Raw genomic sequence first — 17,767 nt, forward strand, 5'->3', positions numbered from 1 at the left:
GGTCGGGGCGGATTCCCCGGGAACCGGAACGGCAGGAACCGGAACCACGGAGTACGGCACACGGCAGGCGAGGGAGGGGAGGGGACGATGGCGGCTTCGGCCGGCCCGGCACTGAGCCGGGAGGAGGTGGACCGCGCGCTGGCGCGCCTCGGCGCGGAACGCGACGCGGTCGAGTCCGCGCTGCTCTCGCTCCAGGACCACCCGGGCCTGCGCCTGCTCGACGGCGCCGGACTGACCGGGCGGACCCAGGAGCGCTGGTCCGTCGTCGGACAGGGCCTGCCGCTGCTCTGGGCGCTGTTCGACCGCTACTCGGAGACGCTGGCCTCGGCCCGCGCGGTCCGGGCCCGCAAGGCCAGGCCCGGCGGCCCCGAACTCGCCGAGCTCAGCGAGCTGCTGACCGGCGACGCGGTCACCGTGCCCGGCGGCGCGCCGGACGGCCCGCAGCGGCTCGGCGCGCCCGCCCGGCTGGTCGAGCGGGTCAGCCTGGACGAGCTCATGGAGCGGATGAACTCCTGGTACGCCACCGTGCTGGAGGTGGTCTCGGCGGCCGACGCGGTCTGGACGGCGCTGCCCGCCCGGATCGACCTGCTGATCGCCGAACTGCGCCGGGTGCAGACCCTGGCGGCCTCGCTCGGCGTGCGTTCCGGTACCCACCCGCTCGGCGACGACCTGGAGGCGCTGGACGCCGACCTGGAGGGGCTGCGGACCGAGGTCCGCACCGACCCGCTCGCCCTCTGGCGGCCCGCCAGGGTCCCGGCGCAGCGCGGCACGGTGCCGGACGGCGGCGCCCCGGGCCTCCCCTCCGGAGTGGTGGACACCGAGCGCTTCGACCGGGCCGGGCGGGCGCTGGACGGCGTCCGGCAGGAACTGGAGAACCTGCTGCGGCTGCGCGACGACGCCGAGGAGCGGCTGCAGGGCGTCGGCGACCTGCTCCAGCGGGCCGACGCCACCCTGGCCGAGGCCCGGCGGGCGCGCGGCGAGGTGCTGGCGAAGATCGCCGCCACCGAGGTGCCGGCCGTCCCCGGACCGGCCTCGGCACTGCGGGAGCGGATCGTGCTGGCGCTGGACCTGCGGCAGAACGGGCAGTGGTACCGGCTGGCGCCGCTGCTCGACGCGCTGGAGGACGCCGCCGCCAAGGAGCTGGCCCGGGCCCGGCAGTCGCTCACCGAGGTGACCCAGCCGCTGGCCGTCCGGGCCGAACTGCGCGGGCGCCTGGACGCGTACAAGGCGATGGCGGCCCGGCTCCGGGTGTCCGAGGACCCGGTCGTGCTGGAGCGCTACGAGAAGGCGCGCTGGCTGCTGTGGAGCGCGCCGTGCGACCTGCGGGCGGCGGCCGGCGCGGTGGCCCGGTTCCAGCAGGCGCTGCGACCGGCAACGGGCGAGCCGGGGGCCGGCGCGGCCGAGCCGGGCGGGTCCGGGTACGGCGGCGGCACCGGGTACGGCGGCGCCGGGTCGAGCGCGGCCGGGTACGGCGGCGCGGTGCAGGACAGGATCGAACGGGACGGGATCGGGCTGGGCGGGGCGGCGGCCGGCGGGGAGCCGACCGACGGACAGGCTGTCGACGGACGGGTACAGGGGGGCTGACGGTGATGGGCGAGACGTGCGTACGACCGGAGTGCGGCACCGGGACGATCGACGCGGACGGCTACTGCGACGAGTGCGGTCTCGCCCCGGCGAGCACCACCTCGACGCGGGCGGGCATCGGGTCGACGCCATCGGGCCCCGGGCCGGACCGGACCGGGACCGGTCCGGCGACGGGCACCGGCACGGCGACCGGGACCGGGCCGGCCTCCGGGACCCGCGGCGGGACGGCCGCGGGCCGGAGGTCCGTCGCCGGACCGGGTGACCCCTGCCCGCGCGACTGCGGCGGGACGATCGACCCCGACGGCTACTGCGACGAGTGCGGCCTCGGCGCCGCCTCGGCGCCCCTGACCGGCGGCCAGGACACCGGCCCGGCCCGCAGCTCCTCCGTGCGCAGCTCCTCGGTCCGCAGCGGTTCGGCCCGTTCGCTGTCCGGCCGGTCCCGCTCGCACCGCTCCACCCGTACCGGCAGCAGCCGCTCGGTCTCAGTGCGCAGCAGCCGCGGCAGCAGTTCGGCCAGTCGGCACCGGCTGGGCGCCGGCCTGGTGACGGTGCCCACCGTCCCGGCCGCCGATCCGTCGCTGGCGGTGCTGGAGAACCCGGAGGTGCCGGAGCGCAAGCGGTTCTGCTCCAAGTGCGACACCCCGGTGGGCCGGGACCGCAACGGCCGGCCCGGCCGCCCGGACGGCTTCTGCACCAAGTGCGGCACCCCGTACTCGTTCACGCCCAAGCTGCGCCGCGGCGACCTCGTCGGCGGGCAGTACGAGGTGGTCGGCTGCCTGGCGCACGGCGGGCTGGGCTGGATCTACCTGGCGGTCGACCGGCGGGTCAACGACAAGTGGGTGGTGCTCAAGGGCCTGCTGGACACCGGGGACGAGGACGCCCTGGCGGTGGCCGTCGCCGAGCGCCGCTTCCTGGCCGAGGTGGACCACCCGAACATCGTCCGGATCATCAACTTCGTCGAGCACCCGGACCTGCGGACCGGCGCCACCGACGGCTACATCGTGATGGAGTACGTCGGCGGCAAGTCCCTGAAGGACATCGCCAACGAGCGCCGGCTCCCGGACGGCCGGCGCGACCCGCTGCCGGTCGAGCAGGCGATCGCGTACGGGCTGGAGGCGCTGCCCGCGCTGGGCTACCTGCACTCCCGGGGCCTGGTGTACTGCGACTTCAAGATCGACAACGTGCTGCAGAGCGGCGACGCGCTCAAGATCATCGACATGGGCGCCGTCCGCCGCCTCGACGACGACGGCCCGATCTACGGCACCATCGGCTACCAGGCGCCCGAGATCGCCACCGACGGCCCCTCCCCCGCCTCCGACCTGTACACGGTGGCCCGCACCCTGGCCGTGCTCAGCTTCGACTTCCAGGGCTACTCGACCACCTACCGGGACACCCTGCCCGGCCCCGAGTCGGTCCCGGTCTTCGCCTCCTACGAGTCCTACTACCGCCTGCTGGTGCGCGCCACCGACCCGGACCCGGCCCGCCGGTTCGGCTCCGCCGAGGAGATGGCCGACCAGCTCACCGGCGTGCTGCGCGAGGTGCTCGCCCTCCAGGACGGCCGGGCCCGGCCCGCGCAGTCCACCCTGTTCGGCCCCGAACTCCGGGTCGTCGACACCGAACTGGTCGCCACCACGGTGCGCCCCGGCGAACTGCGGCTGACCGCCGTCGACCCGGCCGCCGCCGCGCTCGCGCTGCCCGTCCCCCGGGTCGACCCGGCCGACCCGAACGCCGGCTTCCTCGCCACCCTGCTGGCCGCCGACCCGGCCGAGGCGCTCGGCGCGCTGGACGGCGCCCCCACCGACTCGGTCGAACGGCGGCTGCGGGCCCTGCGCGCCCTGCTCGAACTCGGCCGGCCGCACCAGTCCGCCGAGGCGCTGGCCGCACTGGAGAAGGACCACCCGGACGACTGGCGGGTGGTCTGGTACCGGGGCCTGGCCTCCCTGGTCACCGCCGCCGAGGCGGACACCGAGGCCGGAGCCGGTACGGGCGCCCCCGAGGGGGCCTCGGCCCGCGAACAGGCCCTGCGCGCCGCCGCCGAGGCCTTCGACGCCGTCTACGACGCCTTCCCCGGCGAGGCCGCCCCCAAGCTGGCCCTCGCCGTCTGCGCCGAACTCCTCGGCGACGGCGGCGACGCGGCCGAGTTCTACCGCCTGGTGTGGAGCACCGACCAGAGCTACCTGAGCGCCGCCTTCGGGCTGGCCCGGGTCCGGCTCGCCGAGGACGACCGGGCCGGCGCCGTCGCCGCCCTGGAGACCGTCCCGGCCACCTCCAGCCAGTACACCGCCGCCCGGATCGCCGCCGTCCGGGCCCGGCTGCGCGAGCGGCCCACCACCGACCCGCTCGGCGCCGACCTCGGCGCGAGCTCCGAGCAGCTGACCGCGCTGCGCCTGGACGACCGCCGCCGTGAGGAACTCGCCGTCGAGGTGCTCGGCGCGGCGCTCGGCTGGGTCACCGCCGGATCCCCCGGGGGAACCGGCACGGGCCCGGCGACGGGCGAGGTCAGCGTGCTGGGACGGCCCGCGGTGGAAAGGGAACTGCGGTTCGCCCTGGAGCAGTCCTACCGGGTACTCGCCCGGTTGGCCGACCGGGCCGAGACCAGGATCGAGATGGTGGAACGGGCCAACCGGGCCCGTCCCAGGACGTGGGTGTAACTGATGCCGCAGCAGACCGTGTGCCAGAGCTGTGCCGAGCCGATGGACCCGGAGGACGTCTTCTGCGGGTCCTGCGGGGCCGGCCGGGACGGCCGTCCCGCCCCCGGCGCGATGCCGGCCGGCTGGTCCGCCGCCCGGGCCGGCGGCGGGGAGGAGCACCCGCCGACCCTGCCCAACACCCCCTCCGTGCCCGCCCAGGCCGACCGGAGCGCGGTCGCCTGCGCGCACTGCGGGCTCCACCAGGTGACCCCCGACGGCTACTGCGAGGCCTGCGGCCGCGCCCAGCCGCGCCCCCGCGACCACATGGAGAAGGCGCTGGCCGGCGTCGCCGGCGTCAGCGACCGCGGCCTGCGGCACCACCGCAACGAGGACTCCTTCACCGTCGCCGCCTCCTCGCTGCCCGGCGGCGACCCGGTCGTGGTGGCCGTGGTCTGCGACGGCGTCTCCTCCTCCGACCGGCCCGACGAGGCCTCCGAGACCGCGGTCGACGCGGCCTCCGAGTCGCTGCTCAGCTCGCTGGAGGCGGGCACCGACCCGACCCGGGCGATGCGCCGGGCGATCGCCGACGCGGCCGACGCGGTGGCCGCCCTCGCCACCGACGGCACCCGGCCGCTCCGGCCCGACGTCAACGCCCCGGCCTGCACCTACGTCAGCGCGATCGCCTCCGGCGGCCGGATCACCATCGGCTGGGTCGGCGACACCCGGGCCTACTGGATCCCCGACGACCGGGTCGCCGCCGAACCGTTCCGGCTCACCCAGGACGACTCCTGGGCGGCCCGGATGGTCGAGGCGGGGCTGATGGGCGAGGCCGAGGCGTACGCCGACCCGCGCGCCCACGCCATCACCGGCTGGCTCGGCGCGGACGCCGAGGAGGTCGTGCCGCACACCCTCGACTTCACCCCGCACGTGCCCGGCGTGCTGCTGGTCTGCACCGACGGCCTGTGGAACTACGCCGAGGCCGCCACCGACCTGGCGTACTACGTCCGGCCGGACGCCCGGACCGAACCGCTGGCCGCCGCGCAGTCGCTGGTGAAGTTCGCCGTCGCGGCCGGCGGGCACGACAACATCACCGTCGCCGTACTGCCGATCGACCCGCCCCCGGCGGCCGGGGGCACCGGGGAGGACGCCCGGACCGCGACCGCGCTGGACCTGCCGGTGATCACCGCGACCGGCGCGGCGTTCGGGAGCGACCCGGACGAGGAGGAGGACCACGCGCCGACCCTGCCGGACATCCCGGTGATCGGCTCGCCCGCCGCCCCGCTGCCCCCCGTCCCGCCGCCGCCCGCGGCACCGCCCCGCCCGCCCGTGCCGCCGGCGCCGCAGGTGCCACCGGCCCGCTGAACCGCCCGCGCCACCGGGGCCCGCGCCCCCACGGCGCGGGCCCCGGCGCGCCGTCCGCAACAAGCCGCGAGCACCGCACCCGAGCACCGGGCGACCCGCGCCGGACCCCGTGCGCCGGACCCCGTGCGCCGGACGACCCGCACCGAGCCACACGCACCGAGCCACACGCACCGAGCCACACGCACCGGACCCGAACACCGGGCCACCCGCCCGGGCCGCAAGCACCGAGCGACCACCCGCGCCCCGTCCCAGCGGCGCGGCCACCACCCGCGCACCATCCGACGATCCGACGGGAGCCACCGGCCCATGGCAACACTGGCGAAGCCGAACCTGCCCAGGTTCGATGTGGAGATCTTCCAGAACGAGTACCTCGCGGACGGCGCCCGCGAAGTGAACGCCATCGTCACCGTCACCGCGACCGGCGGCGGCACCTCGGGCGGCCGCCCGCTCGGCATCAGCGACGCCTCGGCGGGCGGCGACGGGCAGTCCGCCGCCGTGGTGATCCTGGTGGACTGCTCCGGCTCGATGGACTACCCGTCCAGCAAGATGCGCGGTGCCCGCGAGGCCACCGCCGCCGCCGTCGACACCGTCCGCGACGGCGTGGCCTTCGCCGTGGTCGCCGGCACCCACGAGGCCCGCGAGGTCTTCCCCGGCGACGGCACCCTCGCCATCGCCTCGCCGGAGACCCGGGCCCGGGCCCGGGAGTCGCTGCGCCGGCTCACCGCGGCCGGCGGCACCGCCATGGGCACCTGGCTGACCAAGGCCGACCAGCTCTTCCTCACCCGCCGGGACATCCCGATCCGGCACGCGATCCTGCTCACCGACGGCAACAACGAGCACGAGACCGCCGCCGAGCTGGAGCGCGCGATCGGACGGGTCACCGGCCACTTCACCGCCGACTGCCGGGGCGTCGGCACCGACTGGAAGGTCGAGGAGCTGCGCAAGATCGCCTCCGCGCTGCTCGGCACCGTCGACATCGTCCCCGAGCCCTCCGGCCTGGCCGAGGACTTCCGCTCGATGATGACCGGCGCGATGGGCAAGCAGGTCGCCGATGTCGCCCTGCGGGTCTGGACGCCCGCCAACGCGGTGGTGAAGTTCGTCAAGCAGGTCGCCCCCGCACTGGAGGACCTCACCGGCCGCCGGGCCGAGGCCGGACCGCGGGCCGGTGACTACCCGACCGGCTCGTGGGGCGACGAGAGCCGCGACTACCACGTCTGCGTGGAGGTCCCGGCCGCCGCGGTCGGCAACGAGATGCTGGCCGCCCGGATCAGCCTGGTCCTGCCGCCCCCGGCCGCCGGGGGGACGCCCGAGGTGCTGTCCCAGGGTCTGGTCAAGGCGGTCTGGACGGACGACCTCGCCTCCTCCACCCGGATCAGCCCGCAGGTCGCCCACTACACCGGACAGGCGGAACTCGCCGCGGCGGTCCAGGAGGGCATGGAGGCGCACCGCGCCGGGAACGTCCACCTCGCCACCACCAGGCTGGGCACCGCCGTCCGGATCGCCCACGAGACCGGGAACGAAGGCACCTACAAGCTGCTGCAGAAGGTGGTGGACGTGGTGGACCCGAAGGAGGGTACCGTTCGGTTCCGTAAGAACGTGAGCGAGGCCGACTCGATGATCGTCGAGACCCGGTCGACCAAGACCGTCCGCGTGAAGAAGTGACCGCCGAAGCGCCGACCGGGCCGCGAACCGGCCGGGCCCAGCCCCGGCCGAGCTGGAATTGAGGGGGGACCTGATGCCGATCTGCCCGAGGGGCCACGAGTCGCAGGCCGAGGACTGGTGCGACTTCTGCGGATTCCCGATGACACCGCCGCAGCCGCTGCCGCCGCCGCCCGGAGCGCACCCCGGTGCCCCGGGGGCGCACGGGGCACCCGGCGCGCCGTACGGTGCCACGCTCCCCCCGGGCGCGATGCCCCCGCCGCCGCCCGGCTCGATGCCGGCACCGGGTTCGATGCCGCCGCCCCCGCCGCCGGCCCCGCAGGGCTTCCCCGACCTCACCGAGGGCCTGGTGATCTGCCCGATCTGCCGCAGCCCGCAGACCGGGCGGTTCTGCGAGGAGTGCGGGTACGACTACGACCTCTCCTCGCCGCAGCGTGCCCAGCAGCCGCCGTTCCCGGCCCCGGCACCGCCGCCCGCACCCGCCCCGCTGAACATCCCGGCGGCGTACGGCGGCGCCCCGGCGGCACCGGCCGCGCCGCACCTCGCCGAGGCCCCGCCGCTGCCGCCGCAGCACCAGCAGCAGCACCAGCAGCACGGCGCACCCGCCGGCTACGGCTACCCGCCGCCCGCGCACGGGCAGCAGGCCGCGGCGCCCGGCCCGGTCGAGGCGCCGCCGTACGGCCCGCCGGCCGAGGCTCCCTACGGCCCTCCCGCCGAGGCCCCGTACGGGCCGCCGCCCGCGCACCCGGAGCAGCAGCGGCCGCCGGCCCCGCGCGAGGACTCCGGTCCGGTCTACGCCCAGCCCGGACCGGCCCGGCGCGGCGACGAGTTCGGCACCTCGTTCCACCTGGCCCCGCCGGTGCCCCCGCAGGCCGAGCAGCCGCCGACCCCGCCCGCCGAGCCGGTGCGGACCACCTGGTTCGCGGTGATCGCGGCCGACCGCCAGTACTTCACCGACATGATGGCCCGCAGCGGTCCGGAGGCGGCCGGGCTGTTCTTCCCGCCGTACTGCCCCGAGCGGCGGATCCCGCTGACCGGGCGCGGCCAGCTGCGGATCGGCCGGCGCAGCCAGCACCGGGGCACCGTGCCGGAGATCGACCTCTCGGTCGCGCCGGAGGACCCGGGCGCCTCGCACCAGCACGCCCTGCTGGCCGAACAGCCGGACGGCACCTGGGTGCTGGTCGACCAGGACTCCACCAACGGCACCACGGTGAACGGCGGCGCGGAGCCGATCTCCCCGCACACCGCGATCCCGCTGGGCGACGGCGACCGCGTCCACATCGGCGCCTGGACCACGATCACCCTGCACCGCGCCTGAGCGGGCACGGACGGCGGGCCGGTGCGGTCCCGGGACTCCCGGACCGCACCGGCCGGCCCAGGGGACCCCGCAGTTCGAACACATTGTAAAAATGATCATCAAATGATGCTTCGGCATCTCCCCGTGGCCCCCCGGCACCCCTACCCTCAGTCGCTATGACTGCTGCAATATCCGCCGACGGTATCCGTCAGCGGTACGGGGACGTACAAGCCGTCGACGGAGTGTCACTCACCGTCGAAGCCGGCGAATTCTACGGAATCCTGGGCCCGAACGGCGCCGGGAAGACCACCACGCTGGAGATCCTGGAGGGGATCCGCAAGCCCGACGAGGGCCGGATCGAGCTGCTGGGCCTGGCGCCCTGGCCGCGCAACCCCAAGCTGCTGCGCCGCATCGGCGTCCAGTTCCAGGCCTCCGCCTTCTTCAACCGGCTCACCGCCCGGGAGACCATCCGCACCTTCGGCTCCTTCTACGGCGTCGGCCCCAAGGCCGCCGACGCGATGCTGGAGCGGGTCGGCCTGACCGAGTCGGCCGGGGTGATGACCGACAAGATGTCCGGCGGCCAGGCCCAGCGGCTCTCGATCGCCTGCGCCCTGGTCCACGGACCGGAGCTGGTATTCCTCGACGAGCCCACCACCGGACTCGACCCGCAGGCCCGCCGCAACCTCTGGGACCTGCTGCGCGACATCAACGCCGAGGGCCGCACCGTCGTCCTGACCACCCACTACCTGGACGAGGCCGAGGTGCTCTGCGACCGCGTCTCGGTGATGGACCGCGGCCGGATCCTGCGGACCGGGGCACCCGCCGCGCTCATCCGCGAGATCGACGACACCGTCCGGATCAGCGTGGAGTCCGGGCAGCTCCCCATCGACACCGCACGCGAACTGCTCACCGCCGCCGGGGCGGAGACCACCTCGCTGGAGGACGACGGCGTCTCGCTCTCGCTCTCCACCCGGCTGCCCGCGCCGGTGCTCTCCGTGCTGGCCGACCGGGGCGCCCTCCGGGGACTGGAAGTCCGCGGCGCCACCCTGGAGGACGTCTTCCTCCAGCTCACCGGACGGGAGTACCGCGCATGACCGCCGAGCCCACCACGGTCGCACCCGCGCAGGCCCCCGCACCCGGCAGCCCTCCCCCGGCCGAGCGCGAGCGGGTCTCCGCCTTCGCCAGCCTCTCCCGGGTGATGATCGTCGCCTTCGTCCGCGACCGCAGCGCGCTGTTCTTCGTGCTGCTGTTCCCGCTGATGTTCCTGATGCTGTTCGGCACCCTGCTCAAGGGCGCCTCCAGCCCGCACGCCAAGGTCGAACAGGTCGGCGCCGTCCGGGTCCTGGACTCCGTCCAGGGCGAGGCCCGGGCCGGCCTGGAGCAGGTGCTGACCATCACCAAGGGCGACGACGAGGCCGCCGCCCTGGAGAAGGTCCGCAAGGGCGACCTCGACGCCATGATCAAGGAGGGCCCGGACGGCAAGGTCGTGGTCCGCTACAGCGCGGCCGACCAGGTCCGCTCCGGCTCCGTCCAGGGCATCGTCAACTCCGTGGTCCAGCAGGCCAACCAGGCCGCCACCGGCAAGCCCCCGGCCTTCGTCATGGAGAGCAGCCAGGTCGAGGACGGGTCGCTCAAGCCGATCCAGTTCCTCACCCCCGGCCTGCTCGGCTGGGCGGTGGCCACCGGCGCGGTATTCGGCGCCGCGCTGACCCTGGTCGGCTGGCGGCAGAAGAAGGTGCTGCGCCGACTGCGGCTCGCCCCGGTGAGCGCCGGGTCGGTCATCGCCTCCCGGGTCGCGGTCTCGGTCCTCACCGCGCTGGTCCAGACCGCCGTCTTCCTGGTGGTCGCGACCACGCCGTTCTTCGGGCTCAAGCTCACCGGCGACTGGTGGCTGATCGTCCCGCTGGTGGTCTGCGCGACCGTCGCCTTCATGTCGATCGGCCTGCTGGCCGGTTCGATCGCCAAGACCGAGGAGGCGGCGAACGGCATCTCGCAGATCATCGTGCTGCCGATGTCGTTCCTGTCCGGCTCGTTCTTCCCCACCGACGGCATGCCGGGCTGGCTGGAGGCGATCTCCCAGGCGCTGCCGCTGCGGCACCTGGTCACCGCCTCGCAGTCGGTGCTCTCCCGGGGCGGCGGCGTGATGGACGCGCTGCCGACCATGGGCGGCCTGCTGCTGTTCGCGGCCGTGATGACCGGCATCTCCTGGAAGCTGTTCCGCTGGGAGGACTGACCGCCCGCCCCTCCCCCGGTCGGCCCGCGCGGGGTCGTACGCCGCAGGTCCTGGTCCCCAGGTCCCGGTGTACGGCCCCGCCGCCGTCTGCGACCATGGTCGGGTGAACGAGATCCGGCGTGGCGCGCCCAGCGAGGAGACCTTCTTCGAGCAGGTCGGTGGCGAACCGACCTTCCGGCGGCTGGTCCACCGGTTCTACCAGGGCGTCGCGGAGGACGAGTTGCTCCGGCCGATGTACCCCGAGGAGGACCTCGGTCCGGCCGAGGAGCGGTTCACGCTCTTCCTCATGCAGTACTGGGGCGGCCCGCGCACGTACAGCGAGGAGCGCGGCCACCCCCGGCTGCGGATGCGGCACGTGCCGTTCAAGGTGGACCGCGCGGCGCACGACGCCTGGCTGAAGCACATGCGGGTGGCCGTGGACGAGCTGGCCCTGCCGGCGGAGGCCGAGCAGCAGCTCTGGGACTACCTCACCTACGCCGCCGCCTCGATGATCAACACCGAGGGCTGACGAGGACCTCGGACCCGCGCGGGCCCGCAGTGACTACGCGGGCCGGACCGGGCTGAGCCCCAGGCCCGCGCCGGGCGCCGCCGCGGTGCGCAGGGCCACCGAACCCGCCGGGGCGGAGAGCCGCAGCCAGCCGCCCGCCCGGTGCACGGTGAGCGGGGCCACCGGGTCCAGGAAGCCGATCACCCGGGCCGCGTGCGCGGCGCGCAGCGGCAGTTCGGGCAGCGCGGTGAGCGGGCGGGACCAGATCTCGTCGGCCAGCGCGTCGAGCACCGGCCGGGTCCGGTGGTGCTCCGGGACGGCCTCACTGCGCTCGCGGAACTCCCGCACGGCGGCCATCACTTCGCCGTACACCTGGGCGGCGGGCGGCTCGCCGACCGGCCGCCAGCCGGTGCGCGGCGGCAGCAGGCCGGCCCAGGCCGGGCCGGTGACCGGTCCGGGCAGGGCGAGGGTGTTCCCCTCGGTGTCGACGCCGTCCAGCAGCTGCCCGGCCGAGACGGTCAGGTCGACCGGCCCGTCGAGCCCGGCCAGCCGGGCGGTGCGCACCGCCAGCACACCCGAACCACCCAGCGGCAGCCGCCCGAAGACGGCCAGCACACCGCTGCCGTCCGGTTGCGGCACGCCCTGCGACCGGACCGCCGCCGCCCGGTCGAAGCGCAGCAGTCGGACCAGGAAGGCGGCCAGGTCGGCGGCCTCCCCGGCGTCGGCGAGGGTGACGGTGCTGTTCAACGCTGCGGCTCACATCCGGGGCATCGGGCGGGCGGAACGGTCGGTCGGCGGGGGCAGGTACGGGCGGGTGCGGTCGGCCGGGTGCGGTCAGACCGCGACGGCCGGCTCCTCGTCCATGAACCGCGACAGGAACTCCCGCTCCACCGGGCTTATCCGGCGCGGCCGGCCCTCCGCCAGGTCGTAGGGGACGACCACGGTCGAGGCGCGGACGTAGACCGTCTCGGCGCCGTCGTCGGCGGTGTCCTTGATCTCGTAGGAGACCGTCAGCGAGGCGCCGCCGATCCGGGTCACCCAGGTCTCGATCGTGACCGGCTCGGGCCGGTGCACCAACGGGCGCTTGTAGTCGATCTCGTGGCGCGCCACCACCGAACCGCCCGCGAACTCGCCGGCGCCGGCCTCGGCGGCCTGGGTGAACATGAAGTCGATCCGGGCCTCCTCCAGATAGCGCAGGAAGACCACGTTGTTGACGTGCCCGAAGGCGTCCATGTCGGACCAGCGGAGCGGGCAGGCGTAGATGTGGCGTGACACGGGTGTTCTCCTCGACGTCCGGTGCCCGTCGGCGTTCGGTGCCGGTCGGGCCGCGGCCCGGCAGGCCCGCCCCCGGTGGGGCGGATCTGCCGGGCCGTCGTCATGGCTGGCTGTCAGCCGCGGGTCAGCTTCTTGTAGGTGGCCCGGTGCGGACGCGCCGCGTCCGAGCCCAGCCGCTCGACCTTGTTCTTCTCGTACGAGTCGAAGTTGCCCTCGAACCAGAACCACTTGCTCTCGCCCTCGTAGGCGAGGATGTGGGTGGCCACTCGGTCCAGGAACCAGCGGTCGTGCGAGATGACCACGGCGCAGCCGGGGAACTCCAGCAGCGCGTTCTCCAGCGAGGAGAGGGTCTCGACGTCGAGGTCGTTGGTGGGCTCGTCGAGGAGCAGCAGGTTGCCGCCCTGCTTCAGGGTGAGCGCGAGGTTCAGGCGGTTGCGCTCACCGCCGGAGAGCACGCCGGCCGGCTTCTGCTGGTCCGGGCCCTTGAAGCCGAACGCCGAGACGTAGGCGCGGGACGGCATCTCGACCTGGCCGACGTTGATCCAGTCCAGACCGTCGGACACGACCTCCCAGAGGGTCTTCTTCGCGTCGATGTTGGCGCGCGACTGGTCGACGTAGCTGATCTTGACCGTGTCGCCGACCTTGACCGTGCCGCTGTCCGGGGTCTCCAGGTCCAGGAGCATCTTGAACAGGGTGGTCTTGCCGGCGCCGTTCGGGCCGATGATGCCGACGATGCCGTTGCGCGGCAGGGTGAAGCTGAGGTCGTCGATCAGGACCTTCTCGCCGAAGGCCTTGTTGAGGTTCTCGACCTCGATGACGACGCTGCCCAGACGCGGGCCCGGCGGGATCTGGATCTCCTCGAAGTCCAGCTTCCGCATCTTGTCGGCCTCGGCCGCCATCTCCTCGTAGCGGGCCAGACGCGCCTTGGACTTGGCCTGGCGGCCCTTGGCGTTGGAGCGGACCCACTCCAGCTCTTCCTTGAGCCGCTTGGCGCGCTTGGCGTCCTTCTGGCCCTCGACCTTGAGCCGGGACTGCTTGGTCTCCAGGTACGTGGAGTAGTTGCCCTCGTACGGGTAGGCGCGGCCGCGGTCGAGCTCGAGGATCCACTCGGCGACGTTGTCCAGGAAGTACCGGTCGTGGGTGACGGCGACGACGGTGCCCTTGTACTTCTCCAGGTGCTGCTCCAGCCAGTTCACCGACTCGGCGTCCAGGTGGTTGGTGGGCTCGTCGAGCAGCAGCAGGTCGGGGGCCTCCAGCAGCAGCTTGCAGAGCGCCACGCGGCGCTTCTCGCCACCGGAGAGCTTGGTGACCGGCCAGTCGCCGGGCGGGCAGCCCAGGGCGTCCATGGCCTGCTCCAGCTGGGCGTCCAGGTCCCAGGCCTCGGCGTGGTCGAGGTCCTCCTGGAGCTTGCCCATCTCGTCCAGCAGGGCGTCCGAATAGTCGGTCGCCATCAGCTCGGCGATCTCGTTGAAGCGGTTGAGCTTCCCCTTGATCTCCTTGACGCCGTCCTCGACGTTCTCCAGGACGGTCTTGGACTCGTCGAGCGGCGGCTCCTGGAGCAGCATGCCGACGGTGAAACCGGGCGAGAGGAAGGCGTCGCCGTTGGAGGGGTGCTCCAGGCCGGCCATCATCTTCAGCACGGTGGACTTACCGGCACCGTTGGGGCCCACGACGCCGATCTTCGCCCCGGGAAGGAAGCTGAGCGTCACGTCGTCAAGGATGACCTTGTCGCCGTGCGCCTTGCGCACCTTGCGCATCGTGTAGATGTATTCCGCCACGTGAGATCGCTCCGGCGTCGTCGGGAGTTATTCGGCTTGCAGCCTTCCATTGTGCCGCACCGGAACGGGAGCCCCGAACGGCTGCTCCCCACTGGGCGCCCGGCCGACGCGGTCCGCCCCCGCCCGGTGCCGCGCCGCGGTGCACCGCGGTTCGCCGCGACGCCGTCCGGACGCGCAACGGCCCCGCTCCCCGCACACGTGGTGCGGGGAGCCGGGCCGTTACGGGCGGTTCGGCGCCCGGTACTCCCGGGTCAGTGCCCCGGTCCTACCGGATCGGCCTCGGGCCGGTGCCTCAGGCGGCGTTGCCCTGGCGGCGACGGCGCAGCAGGAAGACCGCGGCACCGCCGGCCACGACCAGACCGCCGGCGACGGCGGCGATGACCGGGGTGGCGTCGCTACCACCGGTCTGGGCCAGACCGCCGGTGGTGCCGGGGGCGGTGCTGGTCGGCGCCGGGTGGGCGGCCGTGGTGGTGGCCGAGGCGGACGGGGTCGCGCTCGGGGTCACCGGAGCCGTGGTGGTCGGGGCCGCGGTGGTCGGCGCCGGGGTCGACGGCTTGGTGCTCGGGGTGGTGGCCGACGGGGTCGGGGTCGGGGTCGGCGTGGTCACGCTGGTGTTCTTGCAGTCCAGGATGCCCTTGAAGTTCTTGCTGAAGCCGTTCGGGCCGGTGACGGTGATGTCGTAGGCCGTGTCCTCGACGACCGGGACGATCACGGTCTCGATCTTGCCCGGCTGGACGGTGATGTCCTTGCCCGGCTTCACCGAGACGGTGGCGGCCTCGTCGCCGCCGTTGGCGACGGAGACCTTGACACCGTTGGAGACGCACTCGACCACGGCGGTGCTGTCGACCAGCGGGCCCTTGGCGGCCTTCCAGGTCGCCTTGGCGGCGTCCTTGACGGCGAGCTTGGTGGAGCCCGCCAGGATCATGGTCTGGCTGTGCTTCTCCGGGGTGTAGCCCTTGCTGAGGAAGACGCGGCCGCTGGGCACGACCGTCTCCGCGTTGGCGTTGATGCTCGCGGTGCCGTCCGGGGTGCCGGCCGGGACGTCCAGCCACAGCTGGGTGTCCTTGGCGATCGGACCGGCCAGGTCGGAGACCGGCTTGTTGTCCTTGTCGACCAGCTTGACCTTGTCGGCGGCGTCGCCGGCGAGCGCCAGCTTGACCTCGTTGGCGCTGGAGTTGAGCGTGAACGGGCCGAGCTTGGTGCCCGGCTTGCCCGACACCGAGTCCGGGGTGAGGCTCAGCGAGGGCTTGGGCTCGGCGGCGATGCCCTTGTTCTTCTCGCTGACCAGGTAGTCGCGCAGTTGCTTGGCCTCGGCGTCCACCGGAACGGCGTTCTTGCCGTCGGAGAACTTCCAGATCGCGGCCTGGGTGCCGGCGGCGGCGTCCTCCTTGGTGAGCTCGCCCTTGACGCCGGCGTCGGCGGCCAGCTTCTTGAGGTCCGTCACCTGCGGGTAGGAGTTCTCCAGGATCCAGCGGATCTTGGAGGCGTCCTGGGCCTTCTCCGGGCGGCCGAGCGAGCTGGACTTCCAGTCCGACTCGCGGTACTCGATGGCCTTGGTGATGTCGACCGGGTGGTCGATGTCGATGCAGTACGTCTTGATCTCGCCGTCGGCCGTCTTGAGGGTGAACAGCCCGCCCTGGATCGAGTGGCTCCCCTCGATGGCGATCTCCTCGCTCATCAAGGTCGGCTGGACCACCGCCGTGACACCGCCGCCCGGCTCGTCGGCCGCAGCCGCCGCACCGGCCGCGAACAGGCCCCCGGCCAGCGCGGTGCTGGTCGCGAGCATGACAGTGGTTATGCGGGGAAGCGCCCGCCCCTGCCTCTGGAACATCTTGGGATCCCTTCGGGCCGGGCCATGCCGGTGGGCAGCCCGCCTTGCTTGCCGCGCCCCCTGTGGCGCCGCTTCACGATGTGAACCAGACGAATCCTATGGAGCCCCGGAGGTCCGGAAACCCCCATGCGAAATTAGGACGATTCCGTATCTGGATCGTTATCAACCCTCCCACTATCCACACAAGCTGACGGGTAGCCAGAATTACCGGATCATTCCGCTAACCGGAACAGGATTGCGCGTACGGGCGCAACGACCGTCTCGATTCACGTATTTGTCGACAGTCCGACGACCCGTCGGACACCCGGCGGGCCGCTAGGCGTCACCCCCGCTTTCCCCCTCGGACGCCGGCCCGTCGCCGCCCTCCACCGCCCGCCGCCCCCGCAGGGCGTCCACGATCCACCCGGGCACCGCCTCGCCGAAGCCCGCCCCGGCGGCGCCGCCCGCCTCCTCCGGCACCCCGCCCCGACCCCCGGGCGCCCAACTGAACCTGGCCGTACCGCGACTCAGATCGTGCCCGACCGACCGGGCGTCGATCTCGACCCGGCTGCGCTTCGCCTCCCCCTCGGCCCACTCACGCACCCTCAGTCGCCCGCTCACCACCACCGGGTCGCCCTTCACCAGCGAGTCGATCAGATGCCCCGCCAGCGACCGCCACGCCGTCACCGTCAGCCACTGCGTCTCGCCGTCGACCCAGGCCTCCCGCGCCCGGTCGAAGCGCCGCTCGGTCGAGGCCAGCCGGAAGTTCGCCACCGGCACCCCGCCGGGGGTCAGGGCGTACGTCACCTCCGTGGCGACATTCCCGATCACCGTCACCTGCGTACCGTTCACAGCCACACTCCGTTCTCCTTGTTGCACCGTACGGAATCGACCGGCACACCCGGAGAGTGCGCTTCTCGGGAAATCCGCGCAGCAGAGTTCGGAAATCCTGTGGACAAATCGGGCCTGTGGAAAACCGCTGTCGCCCGCAGGGGTGAATTTCAGCCTTTGTACGACCGCCGCACCATCGCTCTGCGGGGCCATGACAACAAACCGGAGGCCGACACCCGGCCCCGGACACCCCCAGGGGTGGCCGTGCCGACCGTCCGCGCACGTCATCCGACCGAAGGAACCCGAATACGGCCCCCCACCCGCGTCGATGCCGCCCCCGGCCGCGGCGCTTTCTCCGTGCCGAATCCATAACGGGTGGGCAGACAGCCCCGTAACGAGTGCACAACGTCCGGCGCCGAAGACCGCCAGACCGCTGCACGCACGGCGTTCACCTGCGATTATCGGACCGCTCCACCTAGGCCGACACACCAACGGCGGTGTCGTAACACCCGGCCGAGGAACGGGGCACCCTTATCCTGTCCCCTGACAGGGCAGGGACCCGCCACCCCCCACACCCCATCCTCAGGTACGGGGACGGACAGCGGGCGCCGCGCGCCCACCGCCCGATCCCGGCAACGGTCACGCCCTCCCGGGCGCCGCCCGTCCCGCCCCCATAGCTCAGCGGATAGAGCACCCGCCTTCTAAGCGGTAGGTCGCAGGTTCGAATCCTGCTGGGGGCGCCACACACCTCGCGACGCCGTCCCGCCGGGCAGTTCGCGTATTACCCGTACCGGTCAATTGCGGACGCCCCGCCGAGCGAC

The 17,767-nt window shown here is 73.6% G+C and carries 13 protein-coding genes and 1 tRNA gene; 9 read left to right on the forward strand and 5 right to left on the reverse strand.

The genetic code is table 11. The features are described from left to right. Positions 1-87: 87 nt before the first annotated feature. The 8 genes from IF01_RS0121315 to IF01_RS0121355 all read left to right on the forward strand — a co-directional run bounded on the left by IF01_RS0121315 (position 88) and on the right by IF01_RS0121355 (position 11,273). A complete protein-coding gene (locus IF01_RS0121315; protein WP_244215577.1) occupies positions 88-1,584 on the forward strand; it encodes a hypothetical protein in 1,497 nt (498 codons plus the stop codon). 5 nt (positions 1,585-1,589) lie between these two features. Further along, entirely contained in the window at positions 1,590-4,235 is a 2,646-nt protein-coding gene (locus IF01_RS0121320) for a serine/threonine-protein kinase (protein ID WP_030395074.1), read from the forward strand. A gap of 3 nt (positions 4,236-4,238) precedes the next feature. Next, positions 4,239-5,576 (forward strand): protein phosphatase 2C domain-containing protein, encoded by a 1,338-nt coding sequence (locus IF01_RS0121325; protein ID WP_063764261.1) that lies wholly within the window; start codon positions 4,239-4,241, stop codon positions 5,574-5,576. Positions 5,577-5,882: 306 nt separating this feature from the next. Next, the gene (locus IF01_RS0121335) at positions 5,883-7,238 is read left to right on the forward strand and encodes a vWA domain-containing protein (protein WP_030395075.1); all 1,356 of its coding nucleotides are present in this window, start codon (positions 5,883-5,885) and stop codon (positions 7,236-7,238) included. Between the two features lie 73 nt (positions 7,239-7,311). After that, positions 7,312-8,553: an FHA domain-containing protein gene (locus IF01_RS0121340; protein ID WP_030395076.1), complete on the forward strand. Its 1,242-nt coding sequence runs from the start codon at positions 7,312-7,314 to the stop codon at positions 8,551-8,553. Positions 8,554-8,708: 155 nt separating this feature from the next. Next, on the forward strand, positions 8,709-9,626 hold the full coding sequence (locus IF01_RS0121345) for an ABC transporter ATP-binding protein (protein WP_030395077.1): 918 nt from the start codon (positions 8,709-8,711) through the stop codon (positions 9,624-9,626). Next, positions 9,623-10,765, forward strand: coding sequence for an ABC transporter permease (locus IF01_RS0121350; protein ID WP_078880159.1), 1,143 nt, complete (start codon positions 9,623-9,625; stop codon positions 10,763-10,765). Before IF01_RS0121345 ends, IF01_RS0121350 begins: the two co-directional genes overlap by 4 nt. A 103-nt stretch (positions 10,766-10,868) precedes the next feature. Continuing rightward, positions 10,869-11,273, forward strand: coding sequence for a globin (locus tag IF01_RS0121355; RefSeq protein WP_030395079.1), 405 nt, complete (start codon positions 10,869-10,871; stop codon positions 11,271-11,273). Positions 11,274-11,306: 33 nt separating this feature from the next. On the opposite strand, the gene IF01_RS0121360 is transcribed toward IF01_RS0121355, so the two are convergent. The 5 genes from IF01_RS0121360 to IF01_RS42125 all read right to left on the reverse strand — a co-directional run bounded on the left by IF01_RS0121360 (position 11,307) and on the right by IF01_RS42125 (position 16,967). Then, a complete protein-coding gene (locus tag IF01_RS0121360) occupies positions 11,307-11,999 on the reverse strand; it encodes a DUF8010 domain-containing protein (protein ID WP_030395080.1) in 693 nt (230 codons plus the stop codon). Positions 12,000-12,086: 87 nt separating this feature from the next. Beyond that, positions 12,087-12,527 carry an acyl-CoA thioesterase gene (locus IF01_RS0121365; RefSeq protein ID WP_030395081.1) on the reverse strand — a complete coding sequence of 147 codons (441 nt, stop codon included), beginning with the start codon at positions 12,525-12,527 and terminating at the stop codon, positions 12,087-12,089. A gap of 113 nt (positions 12,528-12,640) precedes the next feature. Next, the gene (ettA, locus tag IF01_RS0121370) at positions 12,641-14,305 is read right to left on the reverse strand and encodes an energy-dependent translational throttle protein EttA (RefSeq protein ID WP_078880160.1); all 1,665 of its coding nucleotides are present in this window, start codon (positions 14,303-14,305) and stop codon (positions 12,641-12,643) included. Positions 14,306-14,597: 292 nt separating this feature from the next. Further along, complete coding sequence (locus IF01_RS0121375) at positions 14,598-16,091, reverse strand: Cys-Gln thioester bond-forming surface protein (protein ID WP_051755805.1); 1,494 nt, start codon at positions 16,089-16,091, stop codon at positions 14,598-14,600. A gap of 360 nt (positions 16,092-16,451) precedes the next feature. Further along, positions 16,452-16,967, reverse strand: a complete 516-nt coding sequence (locus tag IF01_RS42125) for a single-stranded DNA-binding protein (protein ID WP_030395084.1) — start codon at positions 16,965-16,967, stop codon at positions 16,452-16,454. Between the two features lie 646 nt (positions 16,968-17,613). Between IF01_RS42125 and IF01_RS0121385 the strand changes: the two genes are divergently transcribed. Beyond that, positions 17,614-17,689 (forward strand) — tRNA-Arg (locus IF01_RS0121385). Positions 17,690-17,767 lie beyond the last annotated feature (78 nt).

The organism is Kitasatospora purpeofusca (genome assembly GCF_000718025.1).
GTDB classification, from domain to species: domain Bacteria; phylum Actinomycetota; class Actinomycetes; order Streptomycetales; family Streptomycetaceae; genus Kitasatospora; species Kitasatospora purpeofusca.